Here is a 24,993-nt window from a genome sequence, read left to right on the forward strand (position 1 = left end):
TCGATACGGCCGGTCCGCCGGAGCGGAGCATCGCAGACCGGAGCTGGCGTCGCGCAGTAGGTTTATCGAGTGTCCTTACCCAGCCACTTTCGGCTCGGTTGCGCGCAGGCGGATATGCAGCTCTTTCAGCTGCTTCTCGTCCACTTCCGAAGGCGCGTGCGTCAGCAGATCCTGGGCGCGCTGCGTTTTCGGGAACGCGATCACGTCGCGGATCGAGTCCGACTTCGTCATCAGCGTGACGATGCGGTCCAGGCCGAAGGCCAGGCCGCCGTGCGGCGGCGCGCCGTACTGCAGCGCGTCGAGCAGGAAGCCGAACTTCAGGCGCGCTTCCTCGGCACCGATCTTCAGCGCGCGGAACACTTTCGACTGCACGTCTTCCTTGTGGATACGGATCGAACCGCCGCCCAGTTCCCAGCCATTGAGCACCATGTCGTAGGCCTTGGCGATGCAGGCGCCCGGATTGGTTTCCAGCATGTCTTCATGGCCGTCTTTCGGGGCCGTGAACGGATGGTGCGTGGCGGTCCAGCGGTCGCCTTCCTCGTCGTATTCGAACATCGGGAAGTCGATCACCCACAGCGGTGCCCACACGTCGTCGAACAGGCCGTTCTTCTTGCCGAATTCGCTGTGGCCGATCTTCACGCGCAGCGCGCCGATCGCGTCGTTGACCACTTTCGCCTTGTCGGCGCCGAAGAAGATCAGGTCGCCGTCTTCGGCGCCCGTCAGTTCCAGGATCTTCGCCAGTGCTTCGTCGTTGATGTTCTTGACGATCGGCGACTGCAGGCCGTCACGGCCCTTGGCCTTCTCGTTGACCTTGATGTAGGCCAGGCCCTTGGCGCCGTAGATGGCGACAAACTGGGTGTACGCGTCGATTTCCGAACGCGGCATCTCGGCGCCCTTCGGCACGCGCATGCCAACCACGCGGCCGTTCGGCAGGTTGGCGGCGGCGGCGAACACCTTGAAGTCGACCGATTTCATCACGTCGGTCAGTTCGGTGAACTGCAGCTTGACGCGCATGTCCGGCTTGTCCGAGCCATACAGGCCCATCGCTTCCGAGAAGTTCATCACCGGGAACGGGTTCGGCAGGTCGATGTCCAGCGTGTTCTTGAAGGTCTTGCGGATCATGTCCTCGAACAGGTCGCGGATTTCCTGCTCGTTTAGGAACGAGGTTTCGCAGTCGATCTGCGTGAATTCCGGCTGGCGGTCGGCGCGCAGGTCTTCGTCGCGGAAGCACTTGGTGATCTGGTAGTAGCGGTCGAAGTTCGCCACCATCAGCAGCTGCTTGAACAGCTGCGGCGATTGCGGCAGCGCGAAGAACTGGCCGGCGTTCACGCGGGAAGGCACCAGGTAGTCGCGCGCGCCTTCGGGCGTGGACTTGGTCAGCGTCGGCGTCTCGATGTCGATGAAGCCCAGGTTGTCCAGGTACTTGCGCACTTCCATCGTCACCTTGTAGCGCAGGCGCAGGTTGTTCTGCATCTGCGGACGGCGCAGGTCCAGCACGCGGTGCGTCAGGCGGGTGGTTTCGGACAGGTTGTCGTCGTCCAGCTGGAACGGCACGGCCACGGAGGCGTTCAGCACTTCCAGCTCCGAGCAGATCACTTCGATCTTGCCCGACTTCAGGTTGTTGTTGACGGTGCCGGCCAGGCGATCCTTGACGAGGCCGGTGACGCGCAGGCAATACTCGTTACGAACGGACTCGGCCGCCTTGAACACTTCCGCCTGCTCGGGATTGCAGACGATCTGAACCAGGCCTTCGCGGTCGCGCAGGTCGATGAAGATCACGCCGCCGTGATCGCGGCGACGGTGCACCCAGCCGCACAGGCTGACGGTTTGGCCCAGCAGGGCTTCGGTGGTGAGCCCGCAGTAATGAGTACGCATTGACATAATTGATTCTCGTTCAGGTTGAATTGGTGTTGTCACTCGGGCGCTTACTCAGGAGCAACCACGCCCATCGACACAATGTATTTCAGGGCGGCGTCGACGGTCATGTCGAGCTCCACCACGTTTTCGCGCGCCATCATCAGGAAGAAGCCGGAGGTCGGGTTCGGCGTCGTCGGCACATACACGCTGACATAGTCTCCCACCAGGTGGTTTTTGACGTCGCCACCGGGAGTCCCGGTCAGGAACCCGATCGTGTACGAGTTCGCGTGCGGGTAAGGGATCAGCACGGCCTTGCGGAACGCGTTGCCGGACGACGAGAACAGCGTGTCCGACACCTGCTTCACGCTGCCGTACAGCGAGCTGACGACGGGAATGCGGTGCAGCAGCTTTTCCCACAGCTTCAGCACGTAGTTGCCGATGAGGTTGTTGGCCAGCAGGCCGACGACGAACACGATGAGGATGGTCAGGATCGCGCCGAAGCCGGGGATCTCGAACCCGACCAGCGTGCGCGGCTGCCAGCGCTCGGGCACGAACAGCAGCGACTGGTCCAGCGTGCCGATGATGATGTTCAGCACCCACGCCGTGATGGCGAGCGGCACCAGCACCAGCAGCCCCGTCAGGAAGCACTTGCGGATCGTGTTCATCGGCGCCTTACTTCTTGTCACCGGAACCGGTGGCAGGCGCCACGGTCGGGGACGCGGCGGGCGCGGCAGGGGTCGCGGCGGACGACGATTCGGCTTTCGACCCGTCGGCCTTTGCCGCACCGCCGGCCACGCCGGTGGCTGGCGCATTGCCGCCACGGAAATCGGTCACGTACCAGCCCGTGCCTTTCAGTTGGAACCCGGCCGCGGTCAGCTGCTTCTTGAAGGTGGACTTGCCGCAGGAAGGGCATTCCGTGAGCTGCGGATCGGAGATCTTCTGCAGCACATCCTTGGCAAAGCCACATTCCTCGCAGCGGTAGGCATAGATAGGCATCTGTTACTCCGCAAAAAACATCAAAAACCCTGAATTATAAGTGCTTTTGCGGACACAGCCTCAAATGCCGTGAGGAAAATCGGTGACAGCCATGGTTTTCCGGGATATTCCGGATGACGGGAAGGTCCGCCGCGGCGGCTTGCCACCGCGTCACACCCCGGCTTCCATCACGGTCGAGCCCATGTCATGGGGTCAGGCCCCTTGACACGGGCTCGACCGTGAAATGCCGCATTACCGCCGCCGCCACTCCATCCAGCGTTCCTTGCCTTCGAAGACGGGCAGCGAATCGGGCACGGGTTCCTCCTCCACGAGCGTGAAATATGGCGCCAGCAGCGCATCGAGTTCGGCGCGGGCGATGCCGAACGGCGGGCCTTTTTCCGATTCGTCGAAGAAAAAGTAACCGGCCAGCAGGCCATCGTGCGGCAGCAGTTCCGCCCAGCGCTGCACGACCCGGAGCCGGTGCGCGGGCGGCAGCGCGCACAGGAAGGCACGCTCGTAGATGACATCGGGCGGCCGCGGCGGCTGGTAGGTGAAGAAATCGGCCTGCACGATGCGCTCCGGCCAGCGCCGCACCACCTGCTGCGCCCGTGCCACGGCGTTCGGCGAGAAATCGATGGCGGTGGCTTCCCAGCCCGCCTCGCACATCAGGTCCAGCTCGTAGGCCGAGCCGGCGCCGGGGATCAGTGCCACCGGCGACACGACATGCGCGTCGGCCGCCGCGTCGCGCGACGCCACCAGGCTGCGCAGCTGCTCGGGAATGCCGCCCTGGTCCCAGGGCATGAATTGCCGGGCAAAGCGTTCATCCCAGAAGCCGGGATCGAGAGGGTCGCGCGTGTCGAATTCGGGCATTCACAGTACTCCATGCCAGCGCAGGTAAGCCTGGAAGCCGATAGCCCCGGCCACGAACGCGCCGACGAAATAAACGAAAAAGCTCAGCAGCCGGTTGGTGCGGCGCTGCTCCTCGGCGAGCTGCTGCAGCAACGTGTTGGTGGTCTGGTCGCGCTCGCCCAGTGCCGTCAGCGCCTGGTGAGTGAGACGGGGCAGCTGCGGCAGGATGTGCGAATAGCGCGGCGCTTCCGCCTTCAGTTTCTCCACCAGGCCGCGCCACCCCACCTGCTCGGACACCCAGCGCTCCAGGTGCGGCCGGGCCGTCTTCCACAGGTCCAGGTCCGGGTCGAGCACGCGGCCCATGCCCTCGATGTTCAGCAGCGTCTTCTGCAGCAGGACCAGCTGGGGCTGCACCTCCACATTGAAGCGGCGCGACGTCTGGAACAAGCGTAGCAAAATCTGGCCGAACGAGATGTCTTTCAGGGGCCGGTCGAAGATCGGCTCGCAACAGGCGCGCACGGCCGCCTCCAGCTCGTCGACCCGGGTGTTCTTCGGCGCCCAGCCCGATTCGATGTGCGCCTCGGCCACCCGCTTGTAGTCGCGGCGGAAGAACGCCAGGAAGTTCTGCGACAGGTAATCCTTGTCGTAATCGTTCAGCGTGCCCACGATGCCGAAGTCAAGCGCGATATAGCGGCCGAACGTGGCGGGATCGATGGACACCAGGATATTACCTGGGTGCATGTCGGCATGGAAAAAGCCGTCGCGGAACACCTGCGTGAAGAAAATCTCCACGCCGTCGCTGCTGAGCTTTTTCATGTCGACGCCCGCTTCCACCAGCCGGTCGATCTGCGATACCGGAATGCCGTTCATGCGTTCCATCGTGATCACGTCGCTGGAACAATAGTCCCAGTACATCTCCGGCACCATCAGCAGGTTCGAATCGGCGAAGTTGCGGCGCAGCTGCGCGGCATTGGCGGCCTCGCGCATCAGGTCGAGCTCGTCGTGCAGGTATTTGTCGAACTCGGCGACGACTTCCTTCATCTTCAGCCGGTGCGCATCCTTCCACAGCCGGTTGATCACGTCCGCGGCCAGGTGCATCAATGACACGTCTTCGTCGATCAGCTTCTTCATGCCCGGGCGCAGCACCTTGACGGCCACCTGCGTGCCGTCCTGCAACGCGGCGAAGTGCACCTGCGCGATCGAGGCCGATGCCACCGGCACCCACTCGAAACGGGCGAACAGCTGGTCGGGATGGGCACCCAGCGAGCGTTCGATCTGCGCCACGGCCAGTTGCGAATCGAAGGGCGGCACGCGATCCTGCAGTTTCGACAGTTCGGCAACGATGTCCGGCGGCATCAGGTCGCTGCGGGTGGACAGCACCTGCCCCAGCTTGACGAAGATGGGGCCCAGGTCTTCCAGCGCCATGCGCAGGCGGATCGCCCGCGCCGTGGAGATGTCGCGCCAGAAGAACGCCGTGTCGAAGAAGCGGTTGATGCCGGGCCGGTCGAAACCGGAAATGGCGATTTCGTCCAGCCCGTATTTGACGATGACACGCAGGATTTTGAACAGGCGAAGGAATTTCAGGATCATCGAGGGTCGGTGCTCTTCTTGTTGAATTTCTGTTCCAGCTTTTCCAGCCGCTTGGCAAAACGCTCGACATCGTCACGCAGGCGCGTCACGTCGCCGGCGAACGCCTGGGCCGTCACGGGGCGCACCAGCACAGGATTCTCTTCCAGGAAATACTCCGCCACGTTTTCCGACACCTTGCGCTGCCCCTGCCGGATCGAGGCGACGACCGATTTCACGCCCGATACCATGCGCACGGCGGCCATCGGCCCGACCAGCTTTTCCAGGTCATGTTCGGCTTCCCAGCGCAGCGACTGCGACAGCCGCGAAATCGCATTGGCGAACTCGGCATCGCCCTCGATCTGCACATAGGAAAAGGCCCGCTCGCGGTTTTGTGCGATCAGCGGCAGGTCGGAAAGCTTCAGCCGGATCGTCACGGCGGCGGACTGCCCGGCATCGGCGGCCTCGACCATGCCATCGGCGGCCACGCGCAGCCGCAGCTCGACCGGCGACGCATCGATGCGGGCCACCTTGCCCGCATACTGCTTCAGCTCGGCGCGAGCCCACGGCTCCTGCGCCAGCAAGTGGTTGATCGTGGCGGCCGCCGGCATCGACAGCGTCGGCAACGCATTGGGAAATGGGAACATGTAAGGTGCTGCCAATAAGGGACACGAAAAAAACAAAACCGCCCAGGAAATCCGGGGCGGTTTCGATCTTACCAGTTTGCAGGGCATTGACCCTGCACGATGGAATCAAATGGTTCAGGCAACCTGCTGGATACCACCCAACAGCCAGCCGCTGTTGCCGTTGACCGGCTTGATCAGGTTCCACACTTCGTTCAGCGGCTCCGGCAGCGCGTCCGGAGCCGGCTTGGTGCGGCCGGAGAATTGCACCGAAGCCACGTATTCCGTACCGGTGTTTTCGATGCCCAGCAGTTCGGCTTCGAGTTCCACCACGTCGGTGTAGTCATCCTTGCCGCCGCGTTCCTGGATCTGCAGGCGCAGTTCCGCAAACACTTCCGGCGTGGTGAATTCACGGATGTCGTTGATGTCGCTCTTGTCCCAGGCGGCCTGCAGGCGGATGAAATTGCCCTTGGCATGGCGCAGGAACGCCGCCTGGTCGAAGTCCGCCGGCACGCCCCACTGCTGGTGCGGCTGTTGCACGTTCGATACCGGTTTGTTCAGGTCGATGCCCGACGACGCCGGCTGGAAGGCCGACGGCTGCAGGCGCGAGCCGATTTCCGGCGTTGCAGAACCGCCCTGCGATGGAGCATTGCCGAAGTTGCCGTTATTGCCGCTATTGCCACCGAAGCCGCCATTGCCGCCGCCGAAAGCGGTGGCCGGCTGCGCGCGCGAACCTTGCGACTTGCCCTTGATCAGGCGCCAGATGAAGAAGATGGCGGCGGCGATCAGTGCGAACGTGAGCATCGTGGCGATCGCACTTGCCAGCGCGCCGCCGAGGCCGAAGTGCGACAGCAGCGCGCCCAGGCCAAGGCCCAGCAGTGCGCCGCCGAGCAGGCCCTTCCACATGCTCGGGCGTTTCGCCGGCACCGCCGGGGCCGCCGCGGGCTGGTTGGCCGGACGGGCCGCGTTCTGCTGCTGCGGCGTGGCCGGCTGCGCCTGGCGCGGCGCCATGTTCTTGACGCCCTGCGACTGGCGGCCGAACGATTTGCCGCCGCCCATCGGCCGCGCGGCAAGCTCCGCCGTCATCGAGATGGCGGCCAGCGCCAGGGTGGCGCCAACGAGGAGTTTTTTCAGTTTCATGGCTCTGTCCTAGGATGAAGTTACAGTTTGATGCCGGTGTGCAAAGCGGCCACACCCGCCGTCAGGTTGTAATACTGGACCCGCTCCAGTCCTGCCGCCTGCATCATCGTCTTCAGGGTTTCCTGGTCCGGATGCATGCGAATCGATTCCGCGAGATAACGGTAGCTTTCCGAGTCGTTCGCGATGCGCTGGCCCAGCCAGGGCAGCACCGAGAACGAATACAGGTCGTACGGCTTCTTCAGCGGCTCGGCGACCTTGGAAAATTCCAGCACCAGCAGCTTGCCGCCCGGCTTGAGCACGCGGCGCATTTCCGCCAGCGCCATGTCCTTGTGCGTCATGTTGCGCAGGCCGAACGCCACGCTGACGCGGTCGAAATAATTGTCCGGGAACGGCAGTTTTTCGGCATCACACAACAAGATGGGGGTAACGAGGCCCTTGTTCAAGAGCCGGTCGCGGCCCACCCGCAGCATCGACTCGTTGATATCCGTGAGCCATACCTCGCCCGTCGGCCCCGCCTGCCTTGCGAACGCCTTGGCCAGGTCGCCCGTGCCGCCGGCGATGTCCAGCACCTTCATGCCGGGCCGCACGGCCGCGTTGGCGATCGTGAACGTCTTCCAGATGCGATGCAGGCCGCCGGACATCAGGTCGTTCATCACGTCGTACTTGGCGGCGACGGAATGGAAGACCTTGGCGACTTCCTTTACTTTCTCATCCTCGTTGACGGTCTTGTAGCCGAAATGGGTGGTGTTGGTCATGTGTAGGCGAATACGGGACGGGTTGATCTTCCGGCATTATACAAGCGCCATCCGCAGGGGAGCGCCGGCTGCGAAGCGGGCCTTCCCGGGGGCTGCCCGTGGCGCACGCCCGGGCCTGCTGCAAGACACATTGCCGTATTTACAATTTCCAACACTTTTTCAAATTCATGTCAACCGCCCTCCGCAAGGCCGCGTTAAGCGAGCAAGCCGGTCTGTTCGACGCGGCATCTGTCTACTGAATACGGAGGAAGGCAATGGAGCTTCAACATCAACTGCCCAAGGATATTGATTTCCCGGAGATCGATGAGGCAACCCGCCAGATGATCGACGCCACGGACGCGCAGGCGCGCCGGGCCCAGGGCGGCAAGCCACCGAAACCGATGGCATTCAACGCCGAAGCGATCCGCACGCTGCCGCCGGCTGCCCGCGCCGCTTTCCGCTACATCTGGGAACGCGAACAGCGCCGCTACGAGGAATTCGTGCAGCGCCGCAGGACCGCCCAGGTCAACTGAGGCCGATGATCAGGGTGCCGCGAGGCACCCTGTTTTGTCATGGCGCTGTCCGGGCGCACAGCGCCTTTGTCATTGCCCCGGATGTTGCAGCCCCAGGTGGCTGCGCAGCGTGCTCCCCTCGTAACGCGTACGGAACAGGCCGCGCCGCTGCAATTCCGGCACGACATGGCGCAGCACATCGTCGAGCCCGCCCGGCAGCGTCGGCGGCATCAGGTTGAAGCCGTCCGCCGCCCCCTCCTCGAACCATGCCTGCATCTGGTCCGCCACCTGCGCGGCCGTGCCGATCACGGTAAAGTGGCCGCGGCCGCCCGCGATGCGCCCGTACAGTTGCCGGATCGTTAAATTTTCCCCTTGTGCAATCGCCGTCAGCAATTGCTGCCGGCTGCGCTGGCCATCCTGCGTGACCGGCAATTCCGGCAGCGGCCCGTCCAGCGGGTAGCCGGACAAGTCGAAGTTGCCGATCATCCGGCCCAGCAGCGCCAGGCCCGCCTGCGGCTCGATCAGGTCCTGCAGCAGGCCGAACTTGTCCTGCGCCTCCTCTTCCGATGCGCCGACGATGGCAAAAATGCCGGGCGTCACGCGCAGGCTGTCCGGCGCGCGGCCGTGCCGTTCCACCCTGCCCTTCATGTCGCGATAGAACGCCTGCGCATCGGCCAGCTTCGACTGCGCCGTGAACACCACGTCCGCCGTGGCCGCGGCCAGGTCGCGGCCCGTTTCGGAACTGCCGGCCTGTACCACGACCGGCTTGCCCTGCGGGCTCGGCGGCACGTTGAGCGGGCCGGACACGGCGAAGTGCTCGCCGCGGTAATCCAGCCGGCGCACCTTCGACGCATCGAGCAGTCTGCCCGCCGCCTTGTCGTCGACGAATGCGCCGTCATCGAAGCTTTGCCACAGGCCGTCGACGACGTCGTGGAATTCGCGGGCCCGCGCATAGCGCGCGGCATGGTCCACGTGCCGGTCGCGGCCGAAGTTGGCCGCCTCCGCGGCATTGTCGGAGGTGACGAGGTTCCAGCCGGCGCGGCCGTTCGAGATGCTGTCGAGCGAGGCGAACTGGCGCGCCACCGTGTACGGCTCGTTGTAGGTGGTGGTGGCCGTGGCGATCAGCCCGATGCGGCTGGTGACGGCCGCCAGCGCCGACAGCAGCGTGACCGGTTCCACCGACGGCGCGCCGGTCAGCGCCACGCTGTCGGCCAGGAACACCGCGTCCAGGCAAGCACGCTCGGCGTTCTGCACCACGTCGCGGTACACCTCGAACGGCGTCGACGCCAGGTCGGTATCGGGATGCCGCCACGCGGCCACGTGATGGCCGTAACGCATCAGGAAGGCGGTCAGGCTGAGCTGCCGCCGCGGTGTCGAAGCCGGTGCGGGTACGTATGCGTGCGCCATCAGAACTCCTTGCGCGCGGTGATGCCGAAGTAGCGGCTGTCGTCGCGCGGCACGCCGCGGTACACGTAGCCGGTGCTGGTCACCAGGTTCGTCGCATACGATTTGTTGGCCAGGTTCTTGCCGACCAGCGCGATGCGCCAGCCGGCCGCCGGCTGCGCCAGTTCGATGGCCGCGTTGACGATGCCGTAGCCCGGCTGGATCGCATCGGGCGACTGGAACAGGTCGAACTGCGTGCGGCTCTGGTACGTGTAGTCGGCGCTGAAGTTCACCTCTTGCCCATTTGCCAACGGTACGTTGTAGCCGCCGCGCACGAAGCCCTTGAAGCGCGGCGCGAACGGCAGCGTCTTGCCGTTCAGGTTGCACGACGCGGCCGCCGCCGCCGGGCAATTGAACGCATCCACCTGCGCATCCGTCCAGGCGAACGCGCCGGTGAAGGTCAGCTGCGGGGTTGGCCGCGCGGTCACGTCGAGCTCCACGCCGCGCGTGGACACGTCGCCCGCGTTGACGAGTCGCGTGACGACCGCGCCGGCCACCGTGTCATAGAAATTGGCCTGGTAGTTCGAGTAATCGGTGTGGAACAGCGCCACGTTGGCCGTCAGCCGGCGGTTGAACGCGGAGGTCTTCAGGCCCAGCTCGAACGAGCTCGACGTTTCCGGCGCCAGCGCCAGCGTATCGCGCGGCAGCATGTTGAAGAACACGTTGTAGGCCGGGCCCTTGTAGCCGCGCGACCAGGTGCCGTATGCCGTCACGGTGGACGAGAAATCGTGCTGCAGGCCGAGGCGTCCGGACCAGGCATCCGTATCCGTGCCGCCATCGCTGCGCGTGCCCGGCTGCACGCCAGCGAACGCGGTGTTCTGGGTGGAGGTGCGCACATGGTCGTACGACAGTTCGTCGCGCGTCCAGCGCGCGCCGCCGATCACGCGCCATGCGGGGCCGATGTGGAACGTGCCTTCGCCGAAGGCGGAATAGCTGTCGCTCTCCACGCCGTAGTCGGCACGGCCGCTGTTGGTGGCGGCCGTGGCGGGGTTCGTGGTCACAATGCGCCGGTAGGTTTCGCGATCCTTGCCGTGCAGGTAGAACAGGCCGGCCACGTAGTCAACCTCGCCCAAGGAGGACAAGGCGATGCGGGGCGACGCCACGCGCAGCTCCTGCGACACCTGCGTGAACTCCAGCGTGCCGATGTCGCGGGTGGCCGGGAACGCGCTCGTGATGCGCGCCGTTTCGGTGCTGTTGCCGATCGGCGAAGTGGTGGTGTTCTGCGTGTTGTCCCACGCGCGCCACGCGGTGATCGAGGTCAGCGTATAGCCGTTGCGGCGCCAGTTCACCTGCGCGGAGATGCCCTTGTTGGTATCGTCGATCGCGTTTTCCAGGTCGGCGTTCACCTGGCGGTTTTCCGTGCCCGCCACGACCGGCAGCAGCGCCTGCGCGAACGGCGCGCTGGTCTGCCTGTAGGCCGCCTGCGTGGGCGAGCTTGCCGATTTCAGGTAATCGGCGATCAGCGAGATGTCGGTGTCGGCGTTCGGCGTGATGTCCAGCCGCCCGCGCACGCCGCGGCGCTCGTAGCCGTTTACCTTGCCGCCGCCGGCATGCACGTTGGTCACGTTGCCATCGTAGTCCGCGTAGGCCGCGTTGATCGAGGCGCGCAGCACGCCAGGCTGCAATGCGCCGCTGACACCGGCGCGCACGCGCTTTTCGTGCCCGGTGTAGGCGGAAGCGTCGACATAGCCCGTCAGCTGCTCCGAAGGGGTGCGGCTGACGATGTTCAGCACGCCGGACGAGGCGTTCTTGCCGAACAGCGTGCCCTGCGGGCCGCGCAGCACTTCGATGCGGTCGATGTCCAGCAGGTCGATCGTGGCCTGGCCGGGGCGCGCGTACACCACGCCGTCCACCACCGTCGACACGGTGGGTTCGACACCGGGCGAGGTGGAGATGGTACCGATGCCACGAACGAACAGGGTCGAATCCTTGTTGCCGCCCTGCTGGCGGAACGCTGCGCTCGGGATCTCCTGCACCACCGTGTCGATGCTGGTGCGGTTGGCCAGTTCGAGCTGCTCGCCGCTGACGACGGACACCGCCAGCGGCACCGACTGCAGCGAAGCCGAACGGCGCGTGGCCGTGACGGTGACGGATGCCACCACCGCTTCGCCCCGCGCGGCGGGCTCCGCGGCCGCAGCAGGGTCCGCGGCCGGAGCCGGCACGGGCTCGGCGGCGCCGGCAAGCTGCGCGCCGAGCAGCAGGCCGGCGGCCACGCCGAGGTGGATGTTCCGATGTGTGTTCTTTTGCTTACCCGCTTGCTGCCGTTTCATGAGATCCCCAATATGCGAAAAACCGTTCTGCACCTGCGTAAAACCAGCTTGGTGCCCGATGCGAAGACTGCTAGACTTTTTTATATGGTACCGATACCGTCGCAGTGTCGGCCAACGCAAAAATGAAGTCAAAGAATCAAATGGAGCATCGATATGTCGTTTGAGAATAAGGTTCCGGAAAACAGCGGGCCGCCGAAGAAACGCCGCGGTTCCGGGCGCGCCACGATCCACGACGTGGCCAGGCTGGCCGGCGTGGGCTCGATCACGGTATCGCGCTACCTGAAGAAGAACGGCTATGTGTCCGACGAACTGGGCGCGAAGATCGATGCGGCGGTCGCGCAGCTGAACTATGTGCCGAACCTCGCCGCCGGCGGCCTTTCGTCGGCGCACAACAAGGTGGTGGGCATGGTGGTGCCGAACATCTCGGGGCCGATCTTCGCCAGCACGATCCAGAGCTTCAACGACACGCTGAACCGCCACGGCTACCAGGTGCTGCTGGCATCGAGCTACTTTTCGGACGAGCAGGAGGAAAATGCGGTGCGCGCCTTCCTCGGCTGGTCGCCGGCGGCGCTGGCCGTGGTGGGCCGCTTCCACACGCGCGGCACCGAGGCGATGCTGGCGGCGGCGGGCATCCCGGTCGTCGAGACATGGGATTACGCGCCGCGCCGCAAGCCGATCCAGGTGGGCTACTCGAACCGCGAAGTGGGCGCGCAGTCGGCGCGGCACCTGCTGGCCAAGGGCTACAGGCGCATCGCCTTCGCGCAGAACAGCGTGGCGGGCGACCTTTCCGCGCTGGACCGGCGCGACGGCTACGCGGCCGTGCTGGAAGAGCACGGGCTGGAGCCATGGACCTATGCGCCGACCGAGGCGGCGCCGTTCGAAGCGGGCCGGCAGGCACTGGAGGCACTGACGCGCGGCCGCAGGGGGGAGCGGAAGCCGGCGGATGCGATCATCTTCGCCAACGACAACCTGGCCGCCGGCGCCCTGCTCGCATCGCAGCGGGCCGGCCTGGCGGTGCCGCAGCGCTGTGCGCTGATGGGCTTCGGGGACTACGCGTTCTCGCCGCTGCTGCTGCCGAGCCTCACCACCATCCGCCCGCCGGGCCGGGAAATCGGCGAGATCGCCGCGCAGCGCATCCTGCAGGCGCTGGGCGAATTGCCGGCCGATCCGAAGCCGGCGCGGCTGAACCTGCTCGATTGCGAACTGATCGAGCGCGAAAGCACCTGAACACCACGAACAAGGAAATCGCATGACGAAGATATTGACCGCACTGCTTGCCCTCGCGCTGCTCGGCGCCCTGCCCGCACGGGCCGTTGCCGCCGAACCGGTCCGGATCGGCTTCCAGAAAGGCGGCGGGCTGCTGACGGCGCTCAAGCGCCAGGGCGCCGTCGAGAAGGCGTTCGCCCCGGCCGGCACCACGGTGAAATGGATCGAGTTCCCGGCCGGCCCGCAGATGCTCGAAGCGCTGAACGCGGGCAGCATCGACTTCGGCACGACGGGCGCGCCGCCGCCGGTGTTCGCGCAGGCCGCCGGCATCGATGTCGTCTACGTGGGCGCCGAGCCGCCGCCGGTCGCCAGCGAGGCGATCATCGTCAAGCCGGATTCGCCGATCCGCACCGTCGCGCAACTGAAGGGCAAGCGGATCGCCTTCGCCAAAGGCTCGGGTTCGCACCTGCTGCTGGTGGCCGCGCTGAACAAGGCGGGGTTGACGATCCGCGACGTGAAGCCGATCTTCCTCGGCCCATCGGAGGCGCGCGCCGCGTTCGACGGCGGCAGCGTCGATGCATGGGTGGTGTGGGACCCTTACCTGGCGGCGGCGCAGAAGGCCTACAGCGCGCGCGTGGTGGCCGACTACACGGGCCTGTTGCAGGCGAACGGGTTCTACCTGGCCTCGCGCGCGTTCGTGAAGCGTTCGCCGCAGGCGGTGGGCACGCTGCTGCAACAGATCGCGCTGGCCGGCAAGTGGGCCAACACGCACCGGAAGGAGATGGTCGCGATCATGGCCCCGCAGGTGGGCGTGGCGCCGGACGTCATCGCCACATGGCTGGGTCGGCAGACGGCGGGGGTGGTGCCGATGGATGCGGCGATCGTGGCCAACCAGCAGAAGGTGGCCGACCTGTTCTACCGGGAGAAGCTGATTCCGCGGCCGGTCACGATCGCGACGCAGGCCTGGACGTGGCAACGCCGCTAAGCGACGCTGCCGTCATGACGAAGCCGGCGGCGCCACCGGGCCGCCGCCGGCTTTCGTGAAGCGCCTTCAGCTCAGAACTCTTCCCACTCGTCCGCCGCGGGCGCCTTGCTCGGCGCCGGCTTTTGCGGCCGTGGCTGCGGCGCTTTCGCCGGCGCCACGCGCGATGCGACGGCGATGGCGCGCCGTGGCGCCGCCGGTGCGGGCGCCCGCGACGGCGCATGCGCCGCGCCCGCGTCGCCCGACAGCTTGAAGGCGCTGACGGCGCTCAGCAGGTTTTCCGTTTCGTGCTGCATCGCCTGGGTGGCGGCGGCCGCTTCCTCGACCAGCGCGGCATTGCGCTGGGTGACTTCATCCATCTGCGTGATCGACTGGTTGACCTGCGCGATGCCGTTGCTCTGCTCGCGGCTGGCCTCGGCGATGTCGACGACGAGGCCCGTCACGCGTTCCACGCTCGTCACCATCTCGTTCATCGCCTGCGCGGCCTGACTGGCCAGCATGGTGCCCGAGCCTACCTTGTCCACGGAATCGGCGATCAGCCCCTTGATTTCCTTGGCCGCCGCGGCGCTGCGCTGCGCCAGCGTGCGCACCTCGGAGGCCACCACCGCGAAGCCGCGGCCCTGCTCGCCGGCGCGGGCCGCTTCCACCGCCGCGTTCAGCGCCAGGATGTTGGTCTGGAACGCGATGCCGTCGATCACGCCGATGATGTCGACCACCTTGCGCGACGACGCGTCGATCGCCGCCATCGTCTCGGCCATCTGGCCCATCACGACCCCGCCGGCGGCCGCCTTCGTGGAAGCCGCTTCCACCAGTTCGCGGGCCTGCATCGTGTTGTCGGCGGTGCTTTGCACGGTACTCGTCAGTTCTTCCATCGTGGCCGCGGTTTCCTCGAGCGCGCTGGCCTGGCTCTCGGTGCGCGACGACAGGTCCTGGTTGCCCATGGCGACTTCGCTGGCGGCGGTGCCGATGGCCTGCGCCCCGCCACGCACGTTCGACACCATGTCGATCAGGCTTTGCTGCATCTTCCCGATGCCGCTCATCAGGCGGTCGATCTCGTTGTTGCCTTTCGCTTCCACGCGCGCGGTCAGGTCGCCGTGGGCCACGCCGTCGAGCAGTGCGACGGCACGCTCCAGCGGCGCGATGACGAGGTTGCGCAGGAAGAGGTGCATGCCCACCACCAGCGCCAGTGCACCGGCCAGGCCAATCGCCACGAGCCACAGCACGAGGCGGTATTCGCCGTCACGCTCCCGCATCAGCGTTTCGCCGCGTTCCGTGTTCTGCTTCTGGAATTTTTCGAGCAGCGTGGAGATCTCGGCGCCGCGCGGCGTCAGGTCGCGGCTGTTTATCGTGGCGAAAGCGGCGATGTCGTTGCGGTTCAGCTCCGTGATGGCGCCGTCGAGGGTGTCCAGCAGGCGGGTGGACGCCGCGACGAGGTCGTTGCGCAACTGCGCATCCGTGCCTGCGGACGGTGGCGCGGCGACGAACGCGGCCAGCGCCTTGCGGGTGCGGGCCAGGTAGTTGGTGGCGTTGCCGAGCGCGCTGCCGTTGGTGTCCACCTTGCCGCCGTCGCGCGCTTCCGAATAGGCCCGGTTCAGGCTGGAGCGGACGCGCGTGGCATCCTTGTAGATATCGTTGATCGCCTGCGTTTCCATGGCGATGTCCTGCACCAGCGACAGCGCACTGTTGGAACGGTTGATCATGAATACACCGAGCGCGGCGCCGATCGCGATCATCGCGGTGAACAGGCACAGCGCAGCCATCAGGCTGGCGCGGACAGTAAGTTTGGGCATGGGGATCTTCCTGTGAAAGCGGAGCGGTTACAGAACCATATTCTCATGCTCCACTTCGGTGCGCACAATATCGCGCAGACAAGAAGTAGCCTGCCAGCAACAAAATAATGTCTTTCCGGCGTCGATCCAACGATCGTCATCCCATTTGGCAATGTATTACAAAAAATATTGCCGACAACCGGGGTCAGACCCCGATTTTTGGAAATGTTGCCGAAAACTGGGGTCTGACCCCGGTTTTTGGAAACATCGCGGAGGATTGTCGAGCTGGTGGGATGCGATACGACCCGGTACCGCGGCGATGCGGGACCGGGTGTTCAGGCGGCGTTCAGTGCCGGTGGCCACAGCCCTGGTGGGCGTGAGTGTCGGTACCGTGGAGGACGGCGCCGGGTTCGCGGCCGGTGTCGCCGAAGAAGCCGGCGGCGTGCAGGCGGCCGATGTAGTCGTGCCAGCGCGCATCGAGGTTCGCGCCCAGGTCGTACAGGTACTGCCACGTGTAGAGGCCGGAAGCGTGGCCGTCGGTGAAGATCGGCTTCAGCGCGTACTGGCCCACGGGCTCGAGGTCGGTGATGCCGACGTCGCGCTTGCCGACCTGCAGCGTTTCCTGGCCGGGGCCGTGGCCCTGCACTTCGGCCGACGGCGAATACACGCGCAGCAGCTCGAACGGAATATTGAAGGAAGCGCCGTCGTCGAAGGCGATCTCGAGGTAGCGCGACTTGTTATGCAGCGTCAGGGCAGTAGGATTGGCCATGGCAATTCAGCTCGAAAGGGGTTCGGACAGGTCGTTCAGGCGTTCGCGGATCGTCGCATGCAGCTCGGGCAGCAGCGACGATCGTACCGCAATCGCCGCCGCGTCGGGATCGCGCTGCCGCGCCCCCCACGTGGGGTTCGGGAAGTGCACGTCATCCGCATAGCGCGGGATGACGTGCCAGTGCACGTGGGGCGTCATGTTGCCGAAGCTGGCCACGTTGACCTTGTGCGGCGCCAGCACGTCGCGCTGCGCCGCCTCGACGGCCCATACGGCCCGCATCACGCGCTCGCGTTCGCCGGGCGCCAGGTCGGTCATTTCCTTCACGTGCGCATTCCACACCACGCGCGTGAAGCCGGGATAGCCCGGTTCGTCGACGGCGACCACCGTCAGCGCATCGTCGCGCCAGACGATGTTGCCGGCAACCTCGCCCGCGGGAGACGCCGCCAGCAGCGCGCACAGGTCGCACGCCATCAGACGAGCACCCGCTCGATGCCGCCGTCGTTGGCGCGCTTGACGAACTCCGGCAGCCAGTTCTCGCCCAGCAGGTGCCGGGCGATTTCCACCACGATGTAGTCGGCGGTGGTACCCGAATCCTCGTTGTAGCGCGACAGGCCCTGCAGGCACGACGGGCAGCTCGTCAGGATCTTGACGTTGCCGTCAAAGCCGTCGGCGCGCAGCTTGTCCGAACCCTTGACCATTTCCTCTTCCTTGCGGAAGCGCACCTGCGTCGAGATGTCGGGGCGCGTCACGGCCAGCGTGCCGGATTCGCCGCAGCAGCGGTCGTTCTTCTCGATCTTCACCGTGTCGATCGTCTGCACGAGCGAGTTGACCGTCTTGAGCGGATCCTGCAGCTTCATCGGCGTATGGCAGGGATCGTGGTACATGTAGCGGGTACCGGTCACGCCTTCGAGCTTCACGCCCTTCTCCAGCAGGTACTCGTGGATGTCCATGATGCGGCAGCCCGGGAAGATCTTCTCGAACTCGTAGGAGGACAGCTGGTCGTAGCACGTGCCGCAGGAAACGAGGACCGTCTTGATGTCCAGGTAGTTCAGCGTGTTGGCCATGCGGTGGAAGAGGACACGGTTATCCGTGATCATCTTCTCGGCCTTGTCGTAGTCGCCCGCGCCGCGCTGCGGATAACCGCAGCACAGGTAGCCCGGCGGCAGCACCGTCTGCACGCCCACTTCATACAGCATCGCCTGCGTGGCCAGGCCCACCTGCGAGAACAGCCGCTCGGAGCCGCAGCCCGGGAAGTAGAACACCGCCTCGGTATTGGCGCTGGTCTTCTTCGGATCGCGGATGATCGGGATCATCTTGTTGTCCTCGATATCGAGCAGCGCGCGCGCCGACTTCTTCGGCAGGTTGCCCGGCATCTTCTTGTTGATGAAGTGGATCACCTGCTCGCGCACCGGCGGCTTGCCGGTGGTCGGCGGCGGCGCCTTGGTCTGCTGGCGCGCCACCTTCTTGAAGATCTCGTTGCCCAGGCGCTGGGCCTTGGCCGCAACGCCGGTGATCGCAAACCGCGCCGCGTTGATGGTGGCCGGGTCGGATGCGTTCAGGAAGAACATCGTTGCCGCCTTGGCCGGCTTGAACGAACGCTTGTCCATCTTGCGCAGCAGGTTGCGCATGTTCATCGACACGTCGCCGAAGTCGATGTTCACCGGGCACGGCGTCACGCACTTGTGGCACACGGTGCAATGATCGGCCACGTCCTCGAACTCCTCCCAGTGGCGGATCGAGATGCCGCGGCGGGTCTGTTCCTCGTACAGGAACGCCTCGATCAGGGCCGACGTGGCCAGGATCTTGTCGCGCGGCGAATACAGCATGTTCGCGCGCGGCACGTGCGTGGAGCACACCGGCTTGCACTTGCCGCAGCGCAGGCAATCCTTGATGCTGTTGGCGATCTCGCCGATATCGCTTTGCTGCATGATCAGCGATTCGTGGCCCATCAGGCCGAACGACGGCGTGTACGCGTTGCGCAGGTCGGCATCCATGCCGGGCAGGTTCAGCAGCTTGCCCTTGTTGAAGCGGCCTTCCGGGTCGACGCGCAGCTTGTAGTCGCGGAAGTCGCCGATCTCTTCCTCGGTAAGGAATTCCAGCTTCGTGATGCCGATGCCGTGCTCGCCCGAGATCACGCCGTTCAGCGAACGGGCCAGCTTCATGATGCGGGCCACGGCCTGGTGCGCGTCCTGCAGCATCTCGTAATGGTCCGAGTTCACCGGCAGGTTGGTGTGCACGTTGCCGTCGCCGGCGTGCATGTGCAGCGCCACGAACACGCGGCCGCGCAGGATCTTCTTGTGGATCGCCTGCGCCTCGTCGAGGATCAGCTTGTACGCGGCGCCGTTGAAGATCTGGCGCAGCACGGCGCGGATATCCTGCTTCCAGCTGATGCGCACGGTGCGGTCCTGCACCACGTCGAACAGCGTGGCGTCGGGCTGGCGCTGCAGGCGTTCCTCGAACACGCCGGAGAGTTCCTGCAGGCCGAGCTGGTACAGTTCGAGGCGCGCGGCGTCGAGCGGCTTGTCCAGGTTCGCCAGGATGAATGTCCAGCGTTCCTGCACCCCGTCGAGCAGCGCGAGCGCCTGCTGCGGGCGGTCGCCCAGCATCTCGGCATCGCCCACGTGATCGTCGGTCGCGTCGTCGCTCTTGCCGACCGGGAGGTTGCCCGCCGCGACGAATTCGCGCAGCGCCTGCGCCAGCTGCAGCTTGTTCTTGATCGACAGCTCGACGTTGATGCGCTCGATGCCGTCGGTGTATTCGCCCATCCGGTTCAGCGGAATGACGACGTCCTCGTTGATCTTGAACGCGTTGGTGTGCCTGGCGATCGCCGCGGTGCGGGCGCGGTCGAGCCAGAATTTCTTGCGCGCCTCGGGGCTGACGGCGACGAAGCCTTCACCCACGCGGGTATTGGCCAGGCGCACCACTTCCGACGCGGCCAGCGCCACGGCATCCTCGTTGTCGCCGACGATGTCGCCGAACAGCGCCATCTTCGGCAGCACGCCGCGCTTCGATTTCGTCGCGTAGCCGACGGCGCGCAGGTAGCGCTCGTCGAGGTGTTCCAGGCCGGCGAGGCGCAGCGTGGCGAACTGCTCGCCCTGCGCCGGCAGGCCGTCGAGGTAATCCTTGATCTCGACGATCGACGGAATCGCGTCGCGCGCCTGGCCGAAGAACTCGAGGCAGACGGTGCGCGTGAACTTCGGCATCTTGTGCAGGATCCAGCGGCCGGACGTGATCAGGCCGTCGCAGCCTTCCTTCTGGATGCCCGGCAGGCCGGCCAGGAACTTGTCGGTCACGTCCTTGCCCAGGCCTTCCTTGCGGAATGTGCGGCCGGCGATCTCGAGAATTTCAGTCTTGAACGGCGCGCCCTTCGCTTCGCCCTTCGCGTTCGGGTGCGTCCATTCCAGCTTGAAGCGGGCCAGCGGCGTGTCGTGGATCTTCGACAGGTTGTGGTCCAGGCGCGTGACATCGAGCCAGTCGCCGTTCGGATCGACCATGCGCCACGATGCCAGGTTGTCCAGCGCGGTGCCCCACAGCACGGCCTTCTTGCCGCCCGCGTTCATCGCGATGTTCCCGCCAATGCACGAGGCGTGCGCGGAAGTGGGGTCGACCGCGAACACGAAGCCGGCCTTTTCGGCGGCGCCGGAAACCTGGTTCGTGATCACGCCCGCTTCGGTGTAGATCGTGGCGTATTCGCGTTCGAGGCCCGGCAGCACCTTCATTTCCACCGCGTCGATGCGCAGCAGCTTTTCGGTGTTGATCACGGCCGACAGCGGCGTCAGCGGAATCGCGCCGCCGGTGTAGCCGGTGCCGCCGCCGCGCGGGATGATCGTCAGGCCCAGTTCGATACAGCCCTTCACGAGGCCGGCCATTTCCTCTTCCGCGTCGGGCGTGAGCACCACGAACGGGTATTCGACGCGCCAGTCGGTGGCATCGGTGACGTGCGAGATGCGCTTCATGCCGTCGAAGCGGATGTTGTGCTTGGCCGTGTAGCGGCCCAGCACCTTGACCGCGCGCTTGCGCAGGTCGTACATGTGGCGGAATTCCTCGCCGAAGTCGGCCACGGCCTTGTTGGCGGCGGCCAGCAGCTTTTCGACATTGGCGGCACGCCTTGCGGCCACTTCGCCCGGCTCGTCGCCATCGACGGCCATGCGCCGCTTGTCCACCTCGGACAGGCGGTGATGCAGCGCATCGATCAGCGCCTGGCGCCGTTTCGGGTTGTCGAGCAGGTCGTCCTGCAGGTACGGATTGCGGCGCACCACCCAGATGTCGCCCAGCACCTCGTACAGCATGCGCGCGGAGCGGCCGGTCTGGCGCGCGCCGCGCAGCTCGTCGACCAGTTGCCACGCCTCTTCACCCAGCAGGCGGATGACGATTTCGCGGTCGGAAAACGACGTGTAGTTATACGGAATTTCACGGAGGCGGCTCGGCGCGTGGCCGTCCGGCGATTCTGCAAGCAGGGCCTGGATTTGTGCTGGGGCGTTCATTATGTGGGGACAGAGGACGCTGAGAGAGTCCATTTTAACTTATTGCGGCGCACCACGCCCCAACAGCCCTGCTTTTTGACAGGTTCCGTTTACGTCAAGTGACAGAATATTATTTGGTTGCCGGAGTGAATCATCGAAACGGATGCGGCTCATGCAGGTAAAAATGTCAAGAAAATGCGCGGATTCCGCTTGGGCAAAACAAAGTGTCTACGCCAAACCATGTTCTTCGCCGGTACCGTGCGGCTCAACCGCCCAGCATGTGCACCAGCGAGCGCCAGAAGCCGTCGGGGATGTACAGCAGCGCCACCGTCATCGTCACATACCGCCCGAATTTGCCGATCGCCATGTAGCCGACCGCGGGCCAGAACGGCAGTTTCAGCCAGCCGCCCAGCGTGCACAGCGGATCGCCGATGCCGGGCACCCACGACAGCAGCATGGTCTTGGCGCCATAGTGCGACAGCCAGGCGAACCAGCGGCTCTCGCGCTCCCGGGCAAATGCGGCCTTGGCGTAATAGCCCATCCAGTAGTCGACGATGCCGCCCAGCGTGTTGCCGCAGGTGGCCACGAGGATGGCGGGCCAGAACAGGTCGGGATTGGCCTTACAGACGGCAAAGACAGCGGGCTCGGAGCCGAGGGGGACGAGGGTCGCGGAAACGAAAGCGATGATGAAGACCGACGTCAGACCCACTTCCGGCGCGGCCAGGAAGGCCAGCAGCCAGGCGATTGCAGATTCGATCATCGAAGATTTGGCGGGTAGCGTGAGCTTCACATTATAATGTTCCGACCCCTGTCAACCCCGCACGAATGAACAGGCGCGCATCACCTTGCGCCACCTGCCCTCCTTCGCGCACTTGCCCGGTTACCGCCGCCGGCCCCTTGCAGTCATCTGCACGCATCTGCATTCACCTGCACTCACCTGCATCGCCTTTGCATTGCCTGCACATCGTCTGCAATCCTGCACCGGCCATCCGCCGTCCGCCATCCGCCTGGATTCATACTGCCCGACGACCATGACTATCGATTACCTGAAGAAGATCCTGACCGCGCGCGTCTACGACGTTGCCCACGAAACGCCGCTGGAGCTGGCGCCGACCCTGTCGCAGCGCTTCGAGAACCGAATTTACTTCAAGCGCGAGGATATCCAGGACGTCTTCAGCTTCAAGATCCGCGGCGCGTACAACAAGATGGCGCACCTGTCCGAAACGCAGCTCAAGCGCGGCGTGATCTGCGCATCGGCCGGCAACCATGCCCAGGGCGTGGCGCTGTCCGCGGCCCGCATGGGTTGCCGCGCCGTCATCGTGATGCCGACCACCACCCCGCTGCTGAAGATCGAGGCGGTCAGGGCGCGCGGCGGCAACGGCGTTGAAGTGGTGCTGCACGGCGAGTCGTACACCGATGCCTACAACCACGCGCTGACGCTGGAAAAGGAACAGAAGCTCACGTTCGTGCACCCGTTCGACGATCCGGACGTGATCGCCGGCCAGGGCACGATCGGCATGGAGATCCTGCGCCAGCACTCCGGCCCGATCCATGCGATCTTCGTCGCGATCGGCGGCGGCGGGCTGATCTCCGGCGTGGCCGCGTACATCAAGCAGATCCGCCCCGACATCCGGATCATCGGCGTAGAAACGATGGATGCCGATGCGATGGCGCGCAGCCTGAAGGCCGGCGAGCGCGTGACGCTGCCGGACGTGGGCCTGTTCGCCGACGGCACCGCGGTGCGCCTGGTGGGCGAGGAAACGTTCCGGCTCGCGCAGCAGTACGTGGACGATGTGATCATCGTCGACACCGACGCGATCTGCGCGGCCATCAAGGACGTGTTCACCGATACCCGCTCGATCCTCGAACCTTCCGGCGCGCTGGCCGTGGCCGGCGCCAAGGCCTACGTGGAGCGCGCGGCGCTGACCAAGAACCCGATCCGCAACGAGACGCTGGTCACGATCACGTCCGGCGCGAACATGAACTTCGACCGGCTGCGCTTCGTGGCCGAACGCGCCGAACTGGGCGAGTTCCGCGAAGCCGTGTTCGCCGTGACGATGGCCGAACAGCGCGGCAGCTTCAAGCGCTTCTGCGAACTGGTCGGCCCGCGCAACGTGACGGAATTTAACTACCGGATCAGCGACCAGGACCAGGCCCACGTGTTCGTCGGCGTCCAGATCGCCGACCGCGGCGAATCGAGCGCGCTGGCGCGCCGCTTCGAGGAACACGATTTCCGCACGCTGGACCTGACGCACGACGAACTGGCCAAGTCCCACCTGCGCCACCTGGTCGGCGGCAAGAGCGCGCTGGCGCGGGACGAGCTGCTGTACCGCTTCGAATTCCCCGAGCGCCCGGGCGCGCTGATGCGCTTCCTGGACAGCATGGCGCCGAACTGGAACATTTCGCTGTGCCACTACCGCTCGCAGGGCGGCGACGTGGGCCGCATCCTGATCGGCCTGCAGGTGCCGCCGGAAGAAATGGACGAGTTCGCCAAGTTCCTGGCCACGCTGGGGTACCGGTACTGGGACGAGACGCAGAATCCGGTGTACAAGATGTTCCTTTGACATCCTCCCCCACCTTAGCGGAGAGCTGCCGCGTGCGCGGTAAGGAGGGGGATTCCTACAGCTAGCGTCGCATGTCCGCGACGGAGTATGTTCTTTGCGGCGTTCACATCACGATCGTGAATGGCGCCGCATCGATTGCACGTCCATACTCTTATTTCAAGATCTTTCAGCCCTTTCGGTCCGCTGCGTGCCTCGCACACAGAACAGTCTTGAGTAGAAAACGCTTCGTCGACCTTATCGAACCATACACCAGCGCTATCGCTTTTGTACCTGAGCATGGCTCTAAATTGCGACCAGCCGGCATCGAGAACGGATTTCGCCATTCTGGTCTTCGCCAAGGCGGACGCGTTGACATTGCCAACGAAAATGGCACCGAACCTTTGTACAAGTTCGGTACTTCTCACATGGTGCTGGTGCTTGCGCTGGTTCGCGATGCGCGCGTGGATCGTCTTGACAAGCCTTTTCTTTCCTGCACGATGGGCCATCGCAAGCTTGGCTTCGTGGTGCAGATAGTGCTTCAGCGCCTCGATCTTTTCGCCATTCGAGAGCGTGGCGAAATGCTTCAATCCCAAGTCAATCCCGACGGCATTCGTTGCGGCCGATCGAGGCTCGCGCGCTACCTTGACATTGATGTTGATATACCAGCGGCCGCGCGCATCCTCTGAAAAGGAACCAGCACCCAATTGATATTTCGAGAGACCGTAGCTGTCCCAAAGGCCGAGTGCCTGATCGATTCCCGACATCCATAGTTGGCCATTTCGATAACGTAGCGCCGAAGCCTTGAACGGTATCCAGCCGAGGGAGCGGCGAGCACCACTTGATTTCCGCCAACGCAGCTTCGCCTTGTTGAACTGCTTGCGTCGCCTGGCATATTCCTGGCCTATCGCCTGGATGGTTTGAGAGTGCAGCGGGACACCTTCCTTACTGGCGCCAGTTGTCATTTTGTCGAGATCGTACCCTGACAAAAACCGCCGCTCGCGCTGCCATACCTTGTAGGATGTTTCGTTACAATAATTCCAGCACTGATTTACCCAAAATGCCTTTGCACGCAGTACGCAAGCGTGCTTGTCCTTCAGCCGAAGCCGGAGCACACGCATTATGTCAGAAGCAGCACTTGAGGTATTCATACTGGCTTTTACTGTATGAATCAGCATAGCAAGCTATAACGAAAACTCAATAGGCCAAGAATATCCGCGCTGACATCTCCGCCCTGAAGGATGGAGCTTTACACGCTTTTTGGTAAATTGGGCACCAGCGCAGTCCTGAAAACC

20 protein-coding genes are annotated in these 24,993 nt (G+C 64.8%); 4 read left to right on the top strand and 16 right to left on the bottom strand.

Annotated features, from left to right (window positions below):
- Positions 1 to 75 precede the first annotated feature (75 nt).
- From aspS to ubiE, 8 genes are all read right to left on the bottom strand, one after another.
- Entirely contained in the window at positions 76 to 1,881 is a 1,806-nt protein-coding gene (aspS, locus tag GJV26_RS10960; protein WP_173346182.1) for an aspartate--tRNA ligase, read from the bottom strand.
- A 44-nt stretch (positions 1,882 to 1,925) separates the two neighbouring features.
- Positions 1,926 to 2,513, bottom strand: a complete 588-nt coding sequence (locus GJV26_RS10965) for a DUF502 domain-containing protein (RefSeq protein WP_189441800.1) — start codon at positions 2,511 to 2,513, stop codon at positions 1,926 to 1,928.
- A gap of 16 nt (positions 2,514 to 2,529) precedes the next feature.
- Positions 2,530 to 2,853 carry an FmdB family zinc ribbon protein gene (locus GJV26_RS10970; RefSeq protein WP_155708850.1) on the bottom strand — a complete coding sequence of 108 codons (324 nt, stop codon included), beginning with the start codon at positions 2,851 to 2,853 and terminating at the stop codon, positions 2,530 to 2,532.
- Positions 2,854 to 3,084: 231 nt separating this feature from the next.
- Positions 3,085 to 3,702: a methyltransferase gene (locus GJV26_RS10975; protein WP_155708851.1), complete on the bottom strand. Its 618-nt coding sequence runs from the start codon at positions 3,700 to 3,702 to the stop codon at positions 3,085 to 3,087.
- Positions 3,703 to 5,271 (bottom strand): ubiquinone biosynthesis regulatory protein kinase UbiB, encoded by a 1,569-nt coding sequence (gene ubiB / locus GJV26_RS10980; protein ID WP_155708852.1) that lies wholly within the window; start codon positions 5,269 to 5,271, stop codon positions 3,703 to 3,705.
- Complete coding sequence (locus GJV26_RS10985) at positions 5,268 to 5,894, bottom strand: ubiquinone biosynthesis accessory factor UbiJ (protein WP_155708853.1); 627 nt, start codon at positions 5,892 to 5,894, stop codon at positions 5,268 to 5,270. Before GJV26_RS10985 ends, ubiB begins: the two co-directional genes overlap by 4 nt.
- 114 nt (positions 5,895 to 6,008) lie before the next feature.
- Positions 6,009 to 7,010 carry a Tim44 domain-containing protein gene (locus GJV26_RS10990; protein WP_155708854.1) on the bottom strand — a complete coding sequence of 334 codons (1,002 nt, stop codon included), beginning with the start codon at positions 7,008 to 7,010 and terminating at the stop codon, positions 6,009 to 6,011.
- Between the two features lie 20 nt (positions 7,011 to 7,030).
- Positions 7,031 to 7,765, bottom strand: coding sequence for a bifunctional demethylmenaquinone methyltransferase/2-methoxy-6-polyprenyl-1,4-benzoquinol methylase UbiE (gene ubiE, locus GJV26_RS10995; RefSeq protein ID WP_155708855.1), 735 nt, complete (start codon positions 7,763 to 7,765; stop codon positions 7,031 to 7,033).
- 254 nt (positions 7,766 to 8,019) lie between these two features.
- Between ubiE and GJV26_RS11000 the strand changes: the two genes are divergently transcribed.
- Complete coding sequence (locus GJV26_RS11000; RefSeq protein WP_155708856.1) at positions 8,020 to 8,277, top strand: hypothetical protein; 258 nt, start codon at positions 8,020 to 8,022, stop codon at positions 8,275 to 8,277.
- Positions 8,278 to 8,346: 69 nt separating this feature from the next.
- Here the strand turns inward: GJV26_RS11000 and GJV26_RS11005 are convergent, their stop codons facing one another.
- Both GJV26_RS11005 and GJV26_RS11010 read right to left on the bottom strand, forming a co-directional pair.
- Positions 8,347 to 9,663: an LLM class flavin-dependent oxidoreductase gene (locus tag GJV26_RS11005; RefSeq protein ID WP_155708857.1), complete on the bottom strand. Its 1,317-nt coding sequence runs from the start codon at positions 9,661 to 9,663 to the stop codon at positions 8,347 to 8,349.
- Positions 9,663 to 11,969, bottom strand: coding sequence for a TonB-dependent receptor (locus GJV26_RS11010; protein ID WP_155708858.1), 2,307 nt, complete (start codon positions 11,967 to 11,969; stop codon positions 9,663 to 9,665). The genes GJV26_RS11005 and GJV26_RS11010 overlap by 1 nt, the downstream gene beginning before the upstream one ends.
- A 153-nt stretch (positions 11,970 to 12,122) precedes the next feature.
- Here GJV26_RS11010 and GJV26_RS11015 point away from each other — a divergent pair, with 153 nt between their 5' ends.
- On the top strand, positions 12,123 to 13,196 hold the full coding sequence (locus tag GJV26_RS11015; RefSeq protein ID WP_155708859.1) for a LacI family DNA-binding transcriptional regulator: 1,074 nt from the start codon (positions 12,123 to 12,125) through the stop codon (positions 13,194 to 13,196).
- Between the two features lie 22 nt (positions 13,197 to 13,218).
- Positions 13,219 to 14,160 (top strand): sulfonate ABC transporter substrate-binding protein, encoded by a 942-nt coding sequence (locus tag GJV26_RS11020; protein ID WP_155708860.1) that lies wholly within the window; start codon positions 13,219 to 13,221, stop codon positions 14,158 to 14,160.
- 71 nt (positions 14,161 to 14,231) lie between these two features.
- Here the strand turns inward: GJV26_RS11020 and GJV26_RS11025 are convergent, their stop codons facing one another.
- The 5 genes from GJV26_RS11025 to GJV26_RS11050 all read right to left on the bottom strand — a co-directional run bounded on the left by GJV26_RS11025 (position 14,232) and on the right by GJV26_RS11050 (position 21,918).
- Complete coding sequence (locus GJV26_RS11025) at positions 14,232 to 15,947, bottom strand: methyl-accepting chemotaxis protein (protein ID WP_155708861.1); 1,716 nt, start codon at positions 15,945 to 15,947, stop codon at positions 14,232 to 14,234.
- Positions 15,948 to 16,272: 325 nt separating this feature from the next.
- Positions 16,273 to 16,695: a gamma-butyrobetaine hydroxylase family protein gene (locus GJV26_RS11035; RefSeq protein ID WP_155708862.1), complete on the bottom strand. Its 423-nt coding sequence runs from the start codon at positions 16,693 to 16,695 to the stop codon at positions 16,273 to 16,275.
- 6 nt (positions 16,696 to 16,701) lie between these two features.
- Positions 16,702 to 17,166, bottom strand: coding sequence for an HIT family protein (locus tag GJV26_RS11040; protein WP_155708863.1), 465 nt, complete (start codon positions 17,164 to 17,166; stop codon positions 16,702 to 16,704).
- Positions 17,166 to 21,179 (bottom strand): DUF3683 domain-containing protein, encoded by a 4,014-nt coding sequence (locus GJV26_RS11045; RefSeq protein WP_155708864.1) that lies wholly within the window; start codon positions 21,177 to 21,179, stop codon positions 17,166 to 17,168. The genes GJV26_RS11040 and GJV26_RS11045 overlap by 1 nt, the downstream gene beginning before the upstream one ends.
- A 244-nt stretch (positions 21,180 to 21,423) precedes the next feature.
- Positions 21,424 to 21,918, bottom strand: a complete 495-nt coding sequence (locus GJV26_RS11050; RefSeq protein WP_155708865.1) for a YqaA family protein — start codon at positions 21,916 to 21,918, stop codon at positions 21,424 to 21,426.
- A 271-nt stretch (positions 21,919 to 22,189) separates the two neighbouring features.
- On the opposite strand from GJV26_RS11050, the gene ilvA reads away from it, so the two are divergent.
- A complete protein-coding gene (gene ilvA / locus GJV26_RS11055; RefSeq protein WP_155708866.1) occupies positions 22,190 to 23,722 on the top strand; it encodes a threonine ammonia-lyase, biosynthetic in 1,533 nt (510 codons plus the stop codon).
- A gap of 14 nt (positions 23,723 to 23,736) precedes the next feature.
- Here ilvA and GJV26_RS11060 read toward each other — a convergent pair whose 3' ends face one another.
- The gene (locus tag GJV26_RS11060) at positions 23,737 to 24,849 is read right to left on the bottom strand and encodes an RNA-guided endonuclease InsQ/TnpB family protein (RefSeq protein WP_229419262.1); all 1,113 of its coding nucleotides are present in this window, start codon (positions 24,847 to 24,849) and stop codon (positions 23,737 to 23,739) included.
- Between the last annotated feature and the right edge of the window lie 144 nt (positions 24,850 to 24,993).

It is taken from the genome of Pseudoduganella dura (assembly GCF_009727155.1).
Taxonomy (GTDB): domain Bacteria; phylum Pseudomonadota; class Gammaproteobacteria; order Burkholderiales; family Burkholderiaceae_D; genus Rugamonas; species Rugamonas dura.

Coding starts and splice junctions, on each gene's coding strand:
- aspS (WP_173346182.1), bottom strand. CDS start 1,881: ATGTCAATGCGTACTCATTACTGCGGGCTCACCACCGAAGCCCTGCTG.
- GJV26_RS10970 (WP_155708850.1), bottom strand. CDS start 2,853: ATGCCTATCTATGCCTACCGCTGCGAGGAATGTGGCTTTGCCAAGGAT.
- GJV26_RS10975 (WP_155708851.1), bottom strand. CDS start 3,702: ATGCCCGAATTCGACACGCGCGACCCTCTCGATCCCGGCTTCTGGGAT.
- ubiB (WP_155708852.1), bottom strand. CDS start 5,271: ATGATCCTGAAATTCCTTCGCCTGTTCAAAATCCTGCGTGTCATCGTC.
- GJV26_RS10985 (WP_155708853.1), bottom strand. CDS start 5,894: ATGTTCCCATTTCCCAATGCGTTGCCGACGCTGTCGATGCCGGCGGCC.
- GJV26_RS10990 (WP_155708854.1), bottom strand. CDS start 7,010: ATGAAACTGAAAAAACTCCTCGTTGGCGCCACCCTGGCGCTGGCCGCC.
- ubiE (WP_155708855.1), bottom strand. CDS start 7,765: ATGACCAACACCACCCATTTCGGCTACAAGACCGTCAACGAGGATGAG.
- GJV26_RS11000 (WP_155708856.1), top strand. CDS start 8,020: ATGGAGCTTCAACATCAACTGCCCAAGGATATTGATTTCCCGGAGATC.
- GJV26_RS11005 (WP_155708857.1), bottom strand. CDS start 9,663: ATGGCGCACGCATACGTACCCGCACCGGCTTCGACACCGCGGCGGCAG.
- GJV26_RS11010 (WP_155708858.1), bottom strand. CDS start 11,969: ATGAAACGGCAGCAAGCGGGTAAGCAAAAGAACACACATCGGAACATC.
- GJV26_RS11015 (WP_155708859.1), top strand. CDS start 12,123: ATGTCGTTTGAGAATAAGGTTCCGGAAAACAGCGGGCCGCCGAAGAAA.
- GJV26_RS11020 (WP_155708860.1), top strand. CDS start 13,219: ATGACGAAGATATTGACCGCACTGCTTGCCCTCGCGCTGCTCGGCGCC.
- GJV26_RS11025 (WP_155708861.1), bottom strand. CDS start 15,947: ATGCCCAAACTTACTGTCCGCGCCAGCCTGATGGCTGCGCTGTGCCTG.
- GJV26_RS11035 (WP_155708862.1), bottom strand. CDS start 16,695: ATGGCCAATCCTACTGCCCTGACGCTGCATAACAAGTCGCGCTACCTC.
- GJV26_RS11040 (WP_155708863.1), bottom strand. CDS start 17,166: ATGGCGTGCGACCTGTGCGCGCTGCTGGCGGCGTCTCCCGCGGGCGAG.
- GJV26_RS11045 (WP_155708864.1), bottom strand. CDS start 21,179: ATGAACGCCCCAGCACAAATCCAGGCCCTGCTTGCAGAATCGCCGGAC.
- GJV26_RS11050 (WP_155708865.1), bottom strand. CDS start 21,918: ATGATCGAATCTGCAATCGCCTGGCTGCTGGCCTTCCTGGCCGCGCCG.
- ilvA (WP_155708866.1), top strand. CDS start 22,190: ATGACTATCGATTACCTGAAGAAGATCCTGACCGCGCGCGTCTACGAC.
- GJV26_RS11060 (WP_229419262.1), bottom strand. CDS start 24,849: ATGAATACCTCAAGTGCTGCTTCTGACATAATGCGTGTGCTCCGGCTT.